General features: G+C 49.7%; 12 protein-coding genes and 1 tRNA gene. All 13 read left to right on the top strand.

What is annotated here, in order from left to right; all coding sequences use genetic code 11:
• The first annotated feature begins 547 nt into the window (after window positions 1-547).
• The 13 genes from metF to QVO99_RS07505 all read left to right on the top strand — a co-directional run bounded on the left by metF (window position 548) and on the right by QVO99_RS07505 (window position 17,252).
• Window positions 548-1,480, top strand: coding sequence for a methylenetetrahydrofolate reductase [NAD(P)H] (metF, locus tag QVO99_RS07565; protein WP_022317008.1), 933 nt, complete (start codon window positions 548-550; stop codon window positions 1,478-1,480).
• Window positions 1,481-1,619: 139 nt separating this feature from the next.
• Window positions 1,620-5,231 (top strand): methionine synthase, encoded by a 3,612-nt coding sequence (metH, locus tag QVO99_RS07560; protein ID WP_022317007.1) that lies wholly within the window; start codon window positions 1,620-1,622, stop codon window positions 5,229-5,231.
• Between the two features lie 106 nt (window positions 5,232-5,337).
• A complete protein-coding gene (gene ettA / locus QVO99_RS07555) occupies window positions 5,338-7,035 on the top strand; it encodes an energy-dependent translational throttle protein EttA (protein ID WP_022317006.1) in 1,698 nt (565 codons plus the stop codon).
• 336 nt (window positions 7,036-7,371) lie between these two features.
• Window positions 7,372-7,445: transfer RNA gene (locus tag QVO99_RS07550), tRNA-Arg, on the top strand.
• A 601-nt stretch (window positions 7,446-8,046) separates the two neighbouring features.
• Complete coding sequence (locus tag QVO99_RS07545) at window positions 8,047-8,172, top strand: hypothetical protein (RefSeq protein WP_022317005.1); 126 nt, start codon at window positions 8,047-8,049, stop codon at window positions 8,170-8,172.
• 570 nt (window positions 8,173-8,742) lie between these two features.
• Window positions 8,743-9,366, top strand: a complete 624-nt coding sequence (rsmG, locus tag QVO99_RS07540; protein WP_022317004.1) for a 16S rRNA (guanine(527)-N(7))-methyltransferase RsmG — start codon at window positions 8,743-8,745, stop codon at window positions 9,364-9,366.
• Between the two features lie 111 nt (window positions 9,367-9,477).
• On the top strand, window positions 9,478-10,122 hold the full coding sequence (locus QVO99_RS07535) for an MBL fold metallo-hydrolase (protein ID WP_022317003.1): 645 nt from the start codon (window positions 9,478-9,480) through the stop codon (window positions 10,120-10,122).
• 15 nt (window positions 10,123-10,137) lie between these two features.
• Entirely contained in the window at window positions 10,138-10,755 is a 618-nt protein-coding gene (gene ruvC / locus QVO99_RS07530; RefSeq protein WP_022317002.1) for a crossover junction endodeoxyribonuclease RuvC, read from the top strand.
• Window positions 10,756-10,785: 30 nt separating this feature from the next.
• Window positions 10,786-11,271 carry a hypothetical protein gene (locus tag QVO99_RS07525; protein ID WP_022317001.1) on the top strand — a complete coding sequence of 162 codons (486 nt, stop codon included), beginning with the start codon at window positions 10,786-10,788 and terminating at the stop codon, window positions 11,269-11,271.
• A gap of 86 nt (window positions 11,272-11,357) precedes the next feature.
• Window positions 11,358-13,079, top strand: coding sequence for a glutamine--tRNA ligase/YqeY domain fusion protein (locus tag QVO99_RS07520; protein ID WP_022317000.1), 1,722 nt, complete (start codon window positions 11,358-11,360; stop codon window positions 13,077-13,079).
• A complete protein-coding gene (locus QVO99_RS07515) occupies window positions 13,079-14,266 on the top strand; it encodes a DUF3987 domain-containing protein (RefSeq protein WP_022316999.1) in 1,188 nt (395 codons plus the stop codon). Before QVO99_RS07520 ends, QVO99_RS07515 begins: the two co-directional genes overlap by 1 nt.
• 431 nt (window positions 14,267-14,697) lie before the next feature.
• Window positions 14,698-14,949, top strand: a complete 252-nt coding sequence (locus QVO99_RS07510; protein ID WP_022316997.1) for a hypothetical protein — start codon at window positions 14,698-14,700, stop codon at window positions 14,947-14,949.
• A complete protein-coding gene (locus QVO99_RS07505; protein WP_022316996.1) occupies window positions 14,946-17,252 on the top strand; it encodes a putative porin in 2,307 nt (768 codons plus the stop codon). The genes QVO99_RS07510 and QVO99_RS07505 overlap by 4 nt, the downstream gene beginning before the upstream one ends.
• Window positions 17,253-17,333 lie beyond the last annotated feature (81 nt).

Below are 17,333 nucleotides of genomic sequence, written 5' to 3'. Positions count from 1 at the left end.
AGACAATGCTCGTGCCGAGCATACAACAGAAAAGCGGCTGCCTTCACAGGTTGCCGCTTTAAATTTTCAATAGGTATTAGTCTTTTAAGGTAAAAAGATTGTTTTCAGGATAACGTTTGCAAAGTTATAACTATTTTTCAATATTCCAAAGATTTTACCAACTTAATTTATGTCAATTTGTGTGTGTTCCCACACAGCCTATAAATTTTCCTTAAAAATTTACAATTTGTAAGACATAAATCGAAAAAATCGGTTCATCCACCGCTTCATCCTTACAATTGTCCTCAAATTACAAAACGAGTAATAAACTCCCCCACTCTTCTAAAAATCAGAATTTTGACAAGACTCAATGACCGGTTCCAGATAAAAAACCAAAGCGTCAAACGCGTTTCAAAGACTATTGCCCAAGCGATGTAAACAATGGCAGCTTATGGAGTATGTTAAATATTGTATTTAGACAAGGAAAGCGAAAGATTTTGAGTAATTTTGTTTCTTCAAATTGGTAAAGAAACAGGTTTCAATTGTATTATCACTATTAATCATCTATATGACGACAGAAAACAAGCCATACTTTTCTTTTGAGGTATTGCCTCCACTAAGAGGCAAGGGTATCGACAGCATTTATCGCACAATAGACCGACTGATGCCGTTTGACCCAGCCTACATAAACATCACGACACACAGATACGACACCCTTTACAGCGAACTCGCCAACGGGACATACAAGAAACTCAGCGTGCTCAACAGACCCGGAACGGTGGCAATCGCAGCTGCGATAAAGGAGCGATACAAGGTGCGCACGGTGCCACACATCATCTGCAGCGGATTCACGGCAGCGGAGATAGAGAGCGAACTGATAGACCTCTCTTATCTGGGTATAACAGACCTGCTGCTGCTAAGAGGAGACAAAGCCAAAAGCGACAACAGATTCATTCCTACGCCTGAAGGACATGCACACGCCATTGACCTCTGCCAGCAGATAAACCGCTTCAACAACGGACAGTTGCTCGGAGGGGTACAGAACGAGATGCTCACTGAACCTTTCACATACGGTGTGGCCGGGTATCCGGAAAAACACGACGAGGCGATGAACATGGAAACCGACATCGAGAACCTGAAGGCAAAGGTGAACGCCGGGGCACAATATATAGTGACGCAGATGTTCTTCGACAACAGCAAATACTTTGCATTCGTGAAACGTCTGCGCAAAGAAGGAATCAACGTGCCCGTAATACCGGGACTGAAACCTCTGACAACGCTCAATCATCTGACGATGCTGCCTAAGACGTTCCACATCGACTTCCCCAAGCGGTTGTCTAACGAACTGATGAAATGCAAGAGCAACGATGACGTGAAGGCTGTGGGAGTGGAATGGGCAAAACACCAATGCAGGGAACTACGTGAGAATGGCGTACCCGGAATACATTTCTACACGATGAACGCTTCACAGAGCGTGGAGAAAATAATGAACGGACTATAACCCCGCATGAATATTACCAAGCCAAGGAACGCGGACTATAAATCATCAGGAGCCTACTAAAGGACGATGGTCCGCAAGGAACAAGGAGAACACTCTCCAAAAGGCGAAACAAGAAAAAGAAGAAATACCAAGAGCAGAAATGAAAGATAAGACAAAGTCTTTTTACGATACATTCAGACGCGACAACGACAGGATATGGATTCTCGACGGAGCGATGGGCACCATGATACAAAGGTACCATCTGGAAGAAGAAGACTTCCGCGGAGAGAAATTCATGGACTGGGACGTGAAACTGAAGGGCAACAACGATATCATCTCCATCACACGTCCCGACGTGCTGAGGGAGATACACAGGGCTTATCTCGAAGCCGGAGCCGACATCATAGAGACCAACACCTTCAACGCCCAGAGAATATCACAGTCCGACTACCACACCGGACATCTCGTGAAGGAGATTAACCGTGAGGCTGCAAGGATTGCCAGAGAGGAGGCAGACAGGATGACACGGCTCACTCCTGAGAAGCCAAGGTTCGTGGCTGCGTCAATCGGACCCACAAACCAGACGCTGTCCATGTCGCCCGACGTGGAGAATCCTGCCTACAGAGCTCTGACTTTCGACGAGCTATGCGACGCATATACAGAGCAGATGACGGTATTGAGCGACAACGGCGTTGACATCTGGCTGATAGAAACCATATTCGACACTCTCAACGCCAAAGCGGCTCTTGCTGCGGCAAGAAGAGTGAGGGTGGCTACGGGAAGGGAAATCCCCGTAATGCTCAGCGTCACCATAACCGACGCGAGCGGACGCACACTCTCGGGACAGACTCTCGACGCTTTCCTCGCATCGGTGCAGCACGACGAGAACATTTTCAGCGTAGGTCTTAACTGCTCCTTCGGTGCTGAAGACATGCGTCCTTATCTGCAGGCGCTTTCTGAACGCTCACCTTATTATATAAGTGCCCACCCCAATGCCGGTTTCCCCGACGAAGAGGGTATATATACCGAAACGCCACAGATGATGGCAGAGGCGATAAAGTCTTTTGCCGACGACATGAGCGTTAACATCGTTGGTGGATGCTGCGGCTCCACGCCTGAACACATCAGGGCAATCTCACACATTGTGGAGGCGAGAAAGGCACGCAGCCTGCCGGTTACAGGCAAGGTGGACTGGCTGGCTGGCATGGAGAGCTATTCGCCAGCCGAAGGGATGTTCATCAACGTAGGCGAGAGATGCAACGTGGCAGGCAGCAGGAAGTTCCTACGACTCATCAAGGAGAAACAATACGACGAGGCTCTCGCCATCGCACGCAAACAGGTGAGAGACGGAGCGACGATGCTTGACATAAACATGGACGACGGTCTGATAGACACCGAAGCGGAGATGACCCATTTCCTCAATCTCATGGCTTCCGACCCCGAGGTGGCACGTGTGCCGTGGATGATAGACTCCTCGCGTTTCAACGTGATAGAGGCTGCTCTGAAATGCGTGCAGGGCAAATGCATCGTCAACTCCATATCGCTGAAAGAGGGAGAGGAGTCATTTCTCTCTCATGCCAGAACTATAAGAGAGTATGGGGCTGCCATGGTGGTGATGGCATTCGACGAGGAGGGACAGGCCACTACTTACGCCCGCAAGGTGGAGGTGTGCCGAAGGGCATACAGACTACTTACCGAAGAAGCCGGTGTGAAACCCGACGACATAATATTCGACCCCAACATCCTGACCGTTGCAACCGGAATGAAGGAGCACGACAGATATGCCATAGACTTCATAAAAGCTGCAGGATGGATAAAGAAGAACCTGCCTGGCGCTCATGTCAGCGGAGGTGTGAGCAACCTGTCTTTTGCCTTCAGAGGCAACAATTACCTGCGCGAGGCTATGCATGCCGCCTTCCTCTATAATGCCATGAAAGAGGGCATGGACATGGGAATCGTCAACCCAGCCACAAAGGTGATGTATCAGGACATTCCCGCCGATCTGCTCAAAGCTATCGAGGACGTGATATTATACCGCAGAGAGGATGCTTCGGAAAGGCTTGCCGCCATGGCACAAAGATTGCTCGAAGAGAAAGAGAACCCTGCCACAGAAGAAGCGACAGCCATCGACCGTTCTGCCACTCCCCTGGAGGAAAGGCTCATCACGGCATTGCGCACAGGCGACGACGAATATCTGGAGGCTGACCTCATGGAGGCTCTGAAGAATTATCCCGAACCGGCAAAGATAATAGAGGGGCCGCTCATGAAAGGCATGCAGACGGTGGGCGACCTGTTCGGCCAGGGAAAGATGTTCCTGCCACAGGTGGTGAAGTCGGCTCGCACGATGAAACACGCCGTTGCCATCCTCAAGCCATACATAGAGGAGGGAAGGCAGAGCGGAAGCAAGAGCAACGGCAAATATCTCGTTGCCACGGTGAAGGGCGACGTTCACGACATAGGAAAGAACATCGTGGCGGTGGTGTTGGGATGCAACAACTTCGACGTAATCGACTTGGGGGTAATGACTCCTGCCGAGAAGATAATACAGACCGTCAAGGAGCAGAAAGTGGATTTCGTGGCTCTCAGCGGACTCATCACCCCTTCGCTCGACGAGATGTGCAAGATTGCCGAAGCCATGGCTAAGGCTGGCATCGACATCCCGCTTTTCATCGGCGGAGCGACGACAAGCGAACTGCATACCGCGCTCAAGATAGCGCCTCTGTACAGCGGACCGGTGTTCCACATGAAGGACGCCGCCCAGAACCCTATAATCGCCCTTCAGCTACAGGGCCCCGAGAGGGACAGGATAATTGAGGAGAACAAGAAACTGCAGCAGGAACTGGTGAGACAACACGACGCCCAGAAGAAAGTGAACGGGATAATGAACCTCGCCGACGGGAAAGGAAGCGCCACAGCGGCTTGCCCTTGCTGCCCGACGGCAAAGGACAAGGAGCTCAACCGGTTTCAGATTGACTGGAACGACACTCCCCTGCCCCACCCCACATATATCGGATACCGCACCCTGCAGCACATCGACATACAGGAGGTGAGGAAATTCATCAACTGGACGTATTTCTATAATCTATGGAAGGTGAGAAAGGGACAGGCTGAAGCTGACGACATAAAGAAAGAAGCGGAACTGCTGCTCGACGAAATAGAGAAGAAACACTATATGCAGGCCCAGGTGGGATTCTATCCTGCCTATGCCACAGACCACAGCATAGTGCTGCCGGGAGCGGTGAAGGGCAAAGACCTCGAACTGCCTACGCCAAGGCAGAAACACCCGAACAGGATGGGCGAAGCCAGACTGTCGCTCTGCGACTTCGTGGCACCTCGGGGACACAACGACTTCATCGGCGTCTTCGCCATAACGGTCTCACCGTCTTATGCCGAAGAACTGGAAACGCTGAAAAGCGGCACTGACTCCTACCGCTCACTCATGATGCAGAGCATCGGCGACAGACTGGCAGAGGCTACAAGCGAATGGCTGCACAGAGAGGTGAGACGCCACCTGTGGGGCTATGCGCCAGACGAAGCCTTGAGCATGAAAGACCTGGCGAAGGCTGCCTATCAGGGCATCCGGCCTGCCGTGGGCTACCCGTCGCTCCCCGACCAGAAGCTGATATTCCCGCTGAGCGAGCTGCTCGACTTCAAGGCGCTGAACATCAAGCTCACGGAAAACGGAGCCATGTATCCGCAAAGTTCCACATGCGGCATATATCTGAGCAACAGGGAGGCAAAATATTTCGCAGTGAGCAAAACGGCTGATTAGGAATGCGGATTCCCCAATCTCAGTCTGCCGAATCTGAAGACAGAACTATATGTAAACAATAAAAACAATATAATACTAACCTTTAAAAAAAAACAAAAAACACAGTATGGCAACAGTAGACGACAAGAAGATTATCTTCTCCATGGTGGGGGTTTCCAAAACCATCCCGCAGAACAACAAGCAAATACTAAAAAACATTTACCTGTCGTTCTTCTATGGCGCCAAGATCGGCATCATAGGTCTCAACGGAGCAGGTAAATCCACTCTCATGAAAATCATAGCCGGCCTGGTGCAGCCTTCTCAGGGAGAAGTGGTGTGGAGCCCGGGCTACACTGTTGGCTATCTGCCTCAGGATCCGCCTCTCAATGAAGAGAAGACCGTGAAGGAGAACGTGATGGAAGGCGTGCAGAAAGCCTACGACGCCCTGAAGGAATACGAAGAGATAAACCTGAAATTCGGTGAGGAAGAATATTACAGCGACCCCGACAAGATGGACAAGCTGATGCAGAGACAGGCTGAGGTGCAGGACATCATCGATGCTACCGACGCATGGAACATGGACTCCAAACTCGACCGCGCGATGGCGGCTCTGCGCTGCCCGGCAGGCGACAGTTCGGTGAAGAACCTCTCTGGCGGTGAGCGACGCCGCGTGGCATTGTGCAGACTGCTGCTGCAGAAGCCCGACGTGTTGCTCCTCGACGAGCCTACCAACCACCTCGATGCTGAGAGCATAGACTGGCTGGAGCAGCATCTGCAGCAATATGAGGGAACGGTGATTGCCGTCACCCACGACCGCTACTTCCTCGACGACGTGAGCGAATGGATTCTCGAACTAGACAGAGGCGAGGGCATTCCATGGCACGGCAACTACTCTTCATGGCTCGACCAGAAGACGAAACGCATGATGCAGGAAGAGAAGCAGGCTTCGAAGAGACGAAAAGCCCTGGAGAGGGAGCTGGAATGGGCACACATGGCACCCAAGGCACGCCAGGCAAAGGGAAAGGCGCGTCTGAACGCATACGAGCAGATGCTCAACCAGGAGCAGAAGGAGCGTGAGGAGAAACTCGAAATCTTCATCCCCAACGGTCCGCGCCTCGGCAACAAGGTGATAGAGGCACAACACGTGAAGAAGGCTTTCGGAGAGAAGGTGCTCTTCAACGATCTCAACTTCATGCTCCCTCCTAACGGCATCGTGGGTGTGATAGGCCCTAACGGAGCCGGCAAGACCACACTCTTCCGCATGATCATGGGACTGGAGAATGCCGACGGAGGAACTTTCGAGGTGGGCGAAACCGTGAAACTGGCGTATGTGGACCAGCAGCACAAGGATATCGACCCCAACAAATCTGTTTATGAAACCATCAGTCAGGGCAATGAAACGATACGCATGGGTGGCAGAGACATCAACGCACGCGCCTACATCTCGCGTTTCAACTTCTCTGGCACCGACCAGAACAAGCTCTGCGGACTGCTTTCGGGCGGTGAGCGCAACCGTCTGCAGCTGGCGATGGCACTCAAACAGGAGGGCAACGTGCTCTTGCTCGACGAGCCTACCAACGACATCGACGTAAACACCCTACGCGCTCTTGAGGAGGGTCTCGAAGGCTTCGCCGGATGCGCCGTAGTGATCAGCCACGACCGCTGGTTCCTCGACAGAATCTGTACGCACATCCTCGCCTTCGAAGGCAACGGAGAGGTGTTCTATTTCGAGGGCAGCTACTCTGACTACGAAATAAACAAGGCGAGACGCCTCGGAAACGAAGAGATAAAGAAGGGAAGATACAGAAAACTCATGGACGACTAAGCAAAGCGTCTTTATGAAAGGAACTGAATAAAACGAAAAAGACTGAGTCCTCGTCTCATAAAGACAGGATTCAGTCTTTTCGGTTTATCATAAATCGGTCATTGGGGATTGTTTGGATCTTGATGTTTTAGAAGAGTGGATTTTTGTTTGGCTTTTGTGAATTTTAGCAATCGGGGGAATCATCACATTTTAGCTACTTTCCTGGGAAAAAACAAGGAGAAAAAGCTTTCAGACGAGGGGAAACAAAGAAAAATCGAAATAAATCTCAAAAAAACACTCAAAAATTTTGCAGATTCAAAAAAGTTCCATACCTTTGCTCTCGCAATTCAGAAATATGGCTCCGTAGCTCAACTGAATAGAGCATCTGACTACGGATCAGAAGGTTACAGGTTTGAATCCTGTCGGAGTCACTAAGAATTTAAATCCAAGAGGTGTTTACATAAGTAAATGCCTCTTTTTCGTTTATCACCACCAACACACCCTACCCCAACAACATCTCAATTGTCTCAATTGTCTCAATGTCTCAACGTCTCATAAAATGAATAATAATTGTAATAAAAAAGATAATATATTGATATATAACAACTTAGACAAAATAACCAATTCCACTTGAGACAATGAGACAGTGAGACAATTGAGACAATTTTGTAAAGCTTTTTCTAATGACTATACATCTCCGACAAGTTGGATACGACAGAGCTCCTTCCCTGTTCTTGAAAATAATATAGCTATAATGACAAGAGAGATCGTTAATGTGGACCTCAAAGAGATGGCAAGGGAAAGAGGGAAAAGAGAGTAAAACTCTTTACAAAATTGTACCACTTGTCCCACTTGTCCCAATGTCCCATTGTCCCATATAACAAAAAATAAATGTAATAAAAAAGATAATATATTGATATATAATAACTTAGACAAAAACACCATTTCCTGTTGGGACAATGGGACATTGGGACAAGTGGGACAATTTTGTAAAGACTTTTTAACGGCTATACATTCTCCTATAAGTTGGATGTGGCAGACATCCATCCCCTGCCCAAGAAAATCATGCAGCTACACGACGACGTGGTGAACCGCGACAAGGTGCTGACCGGAACGCTGAACATCGTTTCGGGGTTCATCGCTAATGCAGGAAACTGACGGACAGGAGTAAAGCGGCGACTGAAGAGACAGAAACCAATGGTTTACAAGATGCAAACACTCATATTGACATGAAAAACCGACCGGATCAGAAACAAAGAACTACACAAAAAGAACACCATGAAACGCAATAAAAAAATGAAGTCCCCACATATTGGCGGATATCCGGAAAACAGAAACCCAAGACCTGTTCTCGCACAAGATAGAGAGTGTAAGTATTTGCACATTTCAATAATTATAATTATCTTTGCATAAGATAAGCTACGGCTCTGGATAAGAAATGAATACATTCATTTCGTTCTCCACTCGCCTTGCATTATCTTTGCATAAGATAAGCTACGGCTCTGGATAAGAAATGAATACATTCATTTCGTTCTCCACTCGCCTTGCATTATCTTTGCATAAGATAAGCTGCACCATATACCACACGCAAACACTATGACTACAATAAAATAACAACAAAAGACGCGTCACCTCAATATGGCCGAACACTACAAGCCAGACACAGCAGAGAACGACGTTGGTCTAAAACAATAAAAACAGATAACTTAACCCCCAAGAAACAAAACGATGGAAGAAATACTGAAATATTTCACCGACCTCACAGACAAGCAGAAGCAGCAGTTCGCAGCTCTCTTCGACCTGTATAAAGACTGGAATGAGAAAATAAACGTAATCTCGCGGAAAGACATAGACAACCTGTATCTGCACCACGTGCTGCACTCGCTGGCAATAGCAAAGGCGGTATCGTTCAGACCGGGCACCAGGATTCTCGACTTCGGCACAGGAGGCGGATTCCCAGGCATACCGCTGGCGATACTGTTCCCGGAAACGCAATTCAAGATGATTGACGGAACGGGGAAGAAGATACGCGTGGTGAACGAAGTGGCAACGGCTATAGGACTGGAAAACGTGGAAGCCGTGCATCTCAGAGGTGAAGAGGAGAAAGGAAAATACGACTTCGTGGTGAGCCGTGCCGTGATGCCGCTGCCCGACCTCATGAAAATCGTGAAGAAGAACGTCGGCAAAGAGCAACGCAACTCTCTGCCCAACGGAGTGATATGTCTGAAAGGCGGCAACGTGGAAGGCGAAATGCGCCCTTTCAAGAAGATTGCAGAAGCTACAGAGATAACAAACTGGTTTGACGAGGATTGGTTCAAGGAAAAATTCGTTATCTACGTGCCGGTGGGATAGACATTGGGATTGAAGGTCAGGAAACTGAAACCGGCAGAAAGGAGACTTATGGAAGAGACTGACTTCAATGCAACCGCCATCAGAAGAAGAACCATTTAAACAGGAATCAAGATGCTGAACATACAGAGATTTGAATGCAACATGTTCCAGGAGAACTGCTACGTGGTGAGCGACGACACCAAGGAGTGTGTCATCATAGACTGCGGAGCGCTACACCCCGAGGAACGCAAGGCGATGGAAAGATACATCAGCGACAACGGTCTGACACCTAAAAGGCTGGTCAGCACACACGGACACATAGACCACAACTTCGGCAACAGATTCGCGGAAGACACCTATGGGCTGAAACCGGAAGTGAGCATACACGACAGCCAGCTGATCGAGAACCTTCCGGCACAGGCAAGCGCATTGATAGGAATGACGTATCGCGAAGAGCCTGCGGAAGTGAAAAACTACTTCGACGAAGGAGAAGTGATAAAGTTTGGCAACCACGCCCTCGACGTGATCTCCACACCAGGCCACTCGCCGGGGTCGGTAGTGCTGTATTCAAAGGACGAGAATGTGGCTTTCACCGGCGACACGCTGTTCAGACTCAGCATCGGCAGGACTGACTTCCAGCTGGGCAGCTACCAGGACATGATGAAGAGCCTGAAAAAACTCAGTTCGCTGCTGCCTGCCGACTGCATCATACTGCCCGGACACGGAGAACAGACAACCATGGGATTTGAAACCGCACACAACCCATACTTCAAATAACCCGGAAGGAAGACTATGGCTTCAGAAAAGATAATACTCGGCATTGACCCCGGAACCAACGTGATGGGCTACGGACTTCTGAAGGTGGCGGGCAACAAGGCTTCGATGATGGCAATGGGAGTGATCGACATGCGGAAGGAAAGCGACCCATACCTGAGACTCGGAAGGATATTCGAACGGGTGACGGGGATAATAGACGAGTTCCTGCCCGACGAGATGGCAATCGAAGCACCTTTCTTCGGAAAGAACGTGCAGTCGATGCTGAAGCTCGGCAGAGCACAAGGAGTGGCGATAGCGGCAGCAATACACCACAGCGTGCCGATACACGAATACGCACCGCTGAAAATAAAGATGGCAATAACCGGACAAGGACAGGCATCAAAGGAACAAGTGGCGGGAATGCTGTTCAGGCTGCTGGGAATAAAGGAGAAAGACAAGGTGCCGTTTATGGATGCCACGGATGCTCTGGCTGCCGCATACTGCCACTTCCTGCAGGCTGGAAGACCGGAAACGGAAGTGAACTACAGGGGATGGAAGGACTTCATAAACAAAAACCGCAGCAGAGTGAGCCAGCTGACGGGCAATGCCGGCAAAGCGACAGGCAAACTGACGGAAACGGCGAATAAGCAATAACGGAAACGAAACATCAAAACAAATAAAAGCATGAAAAGAATAATCATCATACTGCTGATGGCTCTCACCATGACACAGGGAGCATACAGCCAGAAAGTATACAAGGAAATAATGAAGCTCTCGCAGGACGTGGCTAACGACGAATCGAAGGATCTGCAGACACGCAAGGTGGCGACATTCAAAGTGGACGCTCTCGTGTATATGGCAATGAAGATGAACGAGGTGATGCCCGACAGCACCGTCAAGACCCTGGACTATGAAGCTTACGCCATGTACGACTTCGTGAACCTCTATATCAAGAAACTGGGAGAGGCGAAAAACAAAAAGGCAAAGGCTGAAGTGGGAGAACTCTTCAAGACGGCATCTCTGCAGAATCCACGCTTCAACGACATGGACCTCGACCTCGTGGAGGCATACATCAGGACCGAAGGCTACATCACGAAATTCTCGCTCGACACCTATTGGACAAAAGCCCTGGAACAGGCAAGAACGGAACTGAGAGCAAAAGGACTGTGAAAACAAAGCTGATTATTTTGCAGATATAGCGAAATTCAGTAACTTTGTATTTAGATTAAAATAGGTAACAAAAGACAATAAGAATCATGGCAAATTCAGAAGAAATAAAGAGCGAGGAGAAAAAGAGCCTCAGCTTCGTGGAACAGTTGGTCGAGAAAGACCTCGAAGAAGGAAAGAACGCCAAAAGAATACAAACACGTTTCCCACCAGAGCCTAACGGATATCTGCACATAGGACACGCCAAAGCCATCTGCATGGACTTCGGTGTGGCAGAGAAATACAACGGAGTGTGCAACCTGCGCTTCGACGACACTAACCCAAGCAAAGAGGACACGGAATACGTGGACTCTATCCTGAACGACATACAGTGGCTCGGATTCAAATGGGGAAACATATATTACGCCTCTGACTATTTCCAGAAACTATGGGACTTCGCCGTATGGATGATTGAAAACGGAAAGGCATACATAGACGAACAGACAAGCGAGCAGATTGCCGAGCAGAAAGGCACGCCGACACAGGCTGGAGTGGAGTCGCCATACAGAAACAGACCTGTGGAGGAAAGCCTGGAACTGTTCAACAAGATGAACACCCCGGAGGCTGTGGAGGGTTCGATGGTTTTGCGCGCAAAGCTCGACATGGCAAACCCGAACATGCACTTCCGCGACCCTATCATGTATAGAATCATACAGACGCCTCACCACCGCACAGGAACGAAATGGCATGCTTATCCGATGTATGACTTCGCACACGGACAGAGCGACTATTTCGAAGGCGTGACACACTCTATCTGTACACTGGAGTTCGTGCCTCATCGTCCACTCTACGACAAGTTCATCGACGAACTTAAGGTCTACGAGGGAGAGGGAGACAACATCCATGATTTCCGCCCCAGACAGATAGAGTTCAACCGACTCAACCTGACATACACGGTGATGAGCAAGAGAAAACTGCATGCGCTGGTTGACGAGCATCTCGTTGACGGATGGGACGACCCACGTATGCCTACCCTCTGCGGAATGCGCCGACGCGGATACTCGCCGGAGAGCGTGCGCAAGTTTATCGACAGCATCGGATACACCAAGTTTGACGCACTGAACGACATGGCGCTGCTCGAAGCTGCCGTGCGCGAAGACCTCAACGCAAAGGCTACACGAGTGTCGGCTGTGCTGAATCCCGTGAAACTCGTCATCACCAACTATCCTGAAGACATGACTGAAGAGATGGAGGCAATCAACAACCCTGAGAACGAGGCAGACGGAAAGCACTACATCACATTCAGCCGCAACCTGTGGATAGAACGCGAAGACTTCATGGAAGACGCACCGAAGAAATTCTTCCGTATGACTCCCGGCAAGGAAGTGAGACTGAAAAACGCCTATATCGTGAAGTGTACTGGATGCACGAAGGACGAAGAAGGAAACATCATAGAAATACAGGCTGAATACGATCCTACGAGCAAGAGCGGAATGGAGGGAGCAAACAGAAAGGTGAAGGGCACACTCCACTGGGTAAGCGTGGACCACTGCAAGAAGGCAGAGGTGAGAGAATACGACCGTCTGTTCAAAATAGAGAACCCTTCTGCCGAAGAATGCGACTTCAGGGATCTCATCAACGAGGACTCTCTGAAGATAAGGACAAACTGTTATGTTGAGGACTTTGCGGCTGAGAAGAAAGCCGGAGAGTATCTGCAGTTCCAGAGAATCGGTTATTTCATGGCCGACAAGAACTCTACAGCCGACCACCTTGTGTTCAACAAGACTGTGGGTCTGAAAGACACCTGGGCCAAAATGGCAGACAAGAAATAATGGCAGGAAGCATAGACAATTATTATAATTCTGAAGAATTCAAAACCAACCTTAACCTCTACGAAACAAGCAAGAGGGAAGGTAAAAGTTGCATACTCGGCTCCGAGGAGTTGGCCGACATCGCGGAATATTATTTCGAGAAAGGCAAACTGGCTGACGCAAAGGAGACTGCCGAGTATGCAGCTTCTTTATACCCCGACGCCACGGCTCCAAAGATCGTGCTCGCCAGATATTATATAATGGTGAAGAAAGACAAGGAGAAAGCAAAGGAATGTATAGAGAAAATCACAGAATGCAACGACCTTAACTATGCTCTGCTCATCGCCGAATATTATATCTTCACGGAGAAGAAAGAGAAGGCGATAATGGCGCTTGACAAGGCTCTGACGTATCTTGAAGACGAAGACCTGCTTGACCTGCCTGCTGAAGCCTGCAACCTGTTGCTTGACTACGGTATGACGAAGCAGGCGAAGCACTATCTGGAACTGGACAGAGACAAAAGCAGCAATGACTATCTCAGGATGAAGGCTCGCATGGCTTTCGCTGAAAGGAAATACGAAGAGGGAGCGGAGATAATGGAGAGGCTGATAGACAAAGACCCCTTCAACACAGGACTTTGGAAAATCCTCGCCATAGAACAGAACAATTTCGACAAGTACTCAAATGCTGCTACAAGCATAGAATATGCTCTCGCCATCGATGACAAGGATGCCGAGGCGTATATGATACTGGGCAACGCTTTCTTCAAGATGTGCAATTATCAACTCAATAGAATCATGCAGCTACACGACGACGTGGTGAGCCGCGACAAGATGATAATCGGAACTCTGAACATCGTTTCGGGGCTCATCGGAGCGGCAAGCGGAACGCCGGACATGCCCTCGGGAGTTTACGGACTATACGACGGCAGGAAGGTGTATGCTCCGCTATACAACATACTCTTTGCCAATGCCGGTTCGTCGAAAGGCGACCTGAACTTCTGCCGACAGCTCGCCAAACCGCTGAAAGACGAGATGCGACGGGAATATGAGGGAAAGAAAATGGAATACGAAAGGCTGATGGCGGCATACGAGGCGAAACGGAAGCAGAAAGCGGCGGAACAGAAGCGCAAAACGGCGGGACAGAGAATGCAAACAACAGATTGGCTGACCACAAAACACCTCTTTTTATCCCAAAGCGGTCATTAGGGCTTGCTTGTATTTTGCTTTTTAGAAGAGTGGATTTTGTTTGGCTTTTAATGAGTAATAGCGAGCTATTGCGAATTAAAAACAGGCAAAAGACACCTTATAAAAAGCAAAAGACTGCAAGCAGTTGTAAAATATGACATTAAACGGCCTAATGACCGATTTGGGTTTATATGAACAACAACAGCAGACGCCCCTACAAGTCATGCTAAACAAGAATTAACTAACCGACGGGGAATATATTTGTTTTTCTCAAAAATTATGCTTATCTTTGCATTATATAAAGAGCTGCAGAAAGCAGACCGGCGCCACGAGGCTGCACTTGGAATCCCACAAACCCCCAAAGCCCTGTATGCCATAGGAATACAGGAAGACAGGCAATCTCGATGGCTCAGGCATACAAACAACATTTCAAACATATTCCAATAAGCAATATGGACAATAATATAGTCAACAACGAAATCAACAACGAAACCGGCAACGGATTCCCCACCAGAAGGCACAGAAGAGCCCAAGGCAGGGGCAAGTTCTTCATGCTCAGAAACATCCTCAACATAATTTTCATCATAGGGGCAGTGGTCGGAATGCTCTGCTATTTCTTCAAGAACGAAGAGATTGGAATCGTGATCGTACTCGGAGCCATGGCCTTCAAAATGTGTGAATGCGTAATCAGACTGGTGAAATGAAATTGAAAAGAATACTCCCCGCCCTTCTGCTGTCGTGCGCCTTCCTGACGGCACAGGCGCAAGATCTGCACAGGATAACTGACAACGACAACGCCACGGACGACCCGGCATACAACTTCGGAGGAAGGAAGGACTCGACGAAAGTGAAGGACAAGATAGTGCCCAAGGGACTGAGCGTATGGACCGTGGACGAGAGATTCGGCGACAGGACTTCCTGCACGCCCGACACCGCCTCACACATGTTCATGAACACCATCTTCACCTCAGGACTCCGTGGCGAATACAACACCACGGGCAACCTGGGAGCCCCCCGCTACAACCGTATCTTCATAGACAACCCAACGGCAGGACAGTTCCTCTTCACACAGCCTTACAGCTTCTTCAACAAGCCCGTGGGCCAGTTCCTCTTCACCAACACCCTATCCCCCATCACAAACATCAGCTACAACGAGTGCGGCGACAGGTCGAACGGAGAAGATCACCTCAAGGCTCTCTTTGCCGTGAATGCCGGAAAAGACTTCGGGGCAGGCTTTAAGTTCGACTATATCTACGGCCGCGGCTACTACCAGAACCAGAGTACCTCACACTTCAACTACTCCATGTATGCCTCATACCTCGGAGAGAGATACAACGCACACCTGCTCTTCTCGCTCAACCACCAGAAAGTGACGGAAAACGGAGGAATCACAGACGACCGCTATATAACCCATCCGGAGATGTTCGACGACGACTTCAGCGAGAACGAGATACCGACCGTGCTCGAGCAGAACTGGAACAGAAACGACAACCAGCACATCTTCTTCTCCCACCGCTACAACGTGGGCTTCAGCCGCAAGGTGAAAATGACCGAAAGCGAGATTCAGGCAAGGAAATTCGCCATCGAATCGAAGAAGGAAAACGAAGAAAGGGAAAACAACGGAGCTAAGGACGGCAGACTCTCACAAGGCAGGAACAATGACGACAAGACATTCGGACGCCCCGAAAACTCCACCATAGCAGGCGACGAGCCCTACGAGGAGAAAAAAGGCAACCCGGCGGCTGACAGAATCACCGTGGACGGAAAGGCGGCAGCCGACAGTCTGTCAGCTCTGGAGGCTAAGAGGCAGCAGGAGGAGCAATGGATGAAAGATGAATACGTGCCTGTAACGAGCTTCATCCACACACTCAGCTTCGACAACTACAGGAGGATTTACCAGGCTTACCAGACACCAACAGACTTCTATGCCGACACCTATGACATGGACCTCAGACTGGGCGGCGACTCCATCTACGACAAGACGCGCCACTACTCGCTGAAGAACACCCTGGCGATTGCAATGCTCGAGGGATTCAACAAATGGGCAAAGGCGGGACTCAAGATATTCGCCACCTCGGAACTGCGCCATTTCTCGCTCCCCGCACCCACAATGGGCACCGACTCATACAACGAGCACAACCTGAGCATAGGGGCGCAGATGAACAAGACACAGGGCAGCTTCCGCTTCAACGCCACGGCTGAGGCAACGCTCACAGGAACAGACGCAGGACAACTCAAGCTCAACGGACAGACCGACCTGAGGCTGCCGCTACTGGGCGACACGCTGAAAATCGACGCCAAGGCAGGACTGGAAAGACTTGTGCCCACGTTCTACTACAGGCACTATCACTCAAGACACCTGTGGTGGGACAAGACGCTTGACAAGGAAACGAGGGCCAACCTCGAGGGTGTGCTCACCTTCAGCCGCACAAAGACAAGGCTCAGAGTGGCGTTCAGCGACATCAAGAACTACGCGTATTTCGCACAGCGATACACGATAACCGAAGGCTACGGACGCACGGGAAACACCGTGGAGCCGCTGCAGCACGCAGGAAACATAACGCTGCTCACCTTGCAGCTCGACCAGAACTTCAGGTTCGGACCCGTGTTCTGGGAGAACAACGTGACCTACCAGAAGTCGAGCAACCAGAACGTGCTGCCCGTGCCGGAGCTAAACCTCTACACCAACCTATATCTGAGATTCAAGATAGCGAAGGTGTTGAAGGTGGACCTCGGAGCTGACATGAGATATTTCACCAAATATTTCGCACCAGACTACAGTCCGGCACTCGGACAATTCACCATTCAGGACAACGGAGAGCATAACGTGAAGACAGGCTCCTACCCCATCGTGAACGTTTATGCCAACATGCACCTGAAGCAGACCCGCTTCTTCATAATGATGAGCCACGTGAACGCAACTGACGGAAACGCCTTCCTCACACCACACTACCCCATCAACAAGAGGGTGCTGAGATTCGGACTCTCGTGGAACTTCTTCAACTAAGGAGTCTTGTAGTACTTCTTCAAACAAGAAGCCATGTGGAACTCACCTCAACCGGAATGTCTCGGGGAACGCCTCCAACCG

This window comes from Prevotella sp. CAG:592 (assembly GCF_000436015.1).
GTDB lineage: Bacteria > Bacteroidota > Bacteroidia > Bacteroidales > Bacteroidaceae > Prevotella > Prevotella pectinovora.
The sequence above is the reverse complement of the archived record's forward strand: the minus strand, read 5'-3'. Positions and strand labels throughout refer to the sequence as shown.

Excerpts from the sequence above, each read along its gene's own strand:
- QVO99_RS07525 (WP_022317001.1), top strand. The coding sequence starts at position 10,786 with ATGAAAAGAATAATCATCATACTGCTGATGGCTCTCACCATGACACAG.
- QVO99_RS07515 (WP_022316999.1), top strand. The coding sequence starts at position 13,079 with ATGGCAGGAAGCATAGACAATTATTATAATTCTGAAGAATTCAAAACC.
- QVO99_RS07510 (WP_022316997.1), top strand. The coding sequence starts at position 14,698 with ATGGACAATAATATAGTCAACAACGAAATCAACAACGAAACCGGCAAC.
- QVO99_RS07505 (WP_022316996.1), top strand. The coding sequence starts at position 14,946 with ATGAAATTGAAAAGAATACTCCCCGCCCTTCTGCTGTCGTGCGCCTTC.
- QVO99_RS07535 (WP_022317003.1), top strand. The coding sequence starts at position 9,478 with ATGCTGAACATACAGAGATTTGAATGCAACATGTTCCAGGAGAACTGC.
- ruvC (WP_022317002.1), top strand. The coding sequence starts at position 10,138 with ATGGCTTCAGAAAAGATAATACTCGGCATTGACCCCGGAACCAACGTG.
- ettA (WP_022317006.1), top strand. The coding sequence starts at position 5,338 with ATGGCAACAGTAGACGACAAGAAGATTATCTTCTCCATGGTGGGGGTT.
- metH (WP_022317007.1), top strand. The coding sequence starts at position 1,620 with ATGAAAGATAAGACAAAGTCTTTTTACGATACATTCAGACGCGACAAC.
- metF (WP_022317008.1), top strand. The coding sequence starts at position 548 with ATGACGACAGAAAACAAGCCATACTTTTCTTTTGAGGTATTGCCTCCA.
- rsmG (WP_022317004.1), top strand. The coding sequence starts at position 8,743 with ATGGAAGAAATACTGAAATATTTCACCGACCTCACAGACAAGCAGAAG.
- QVO99_RS07520 (WP_022317000.1), top strand. The coding sequence starts at position 11,358 with ATGGCAAATTCAGAAGAAATAAAGAGCGAGGAGAAAAAGAGCCTCAGC.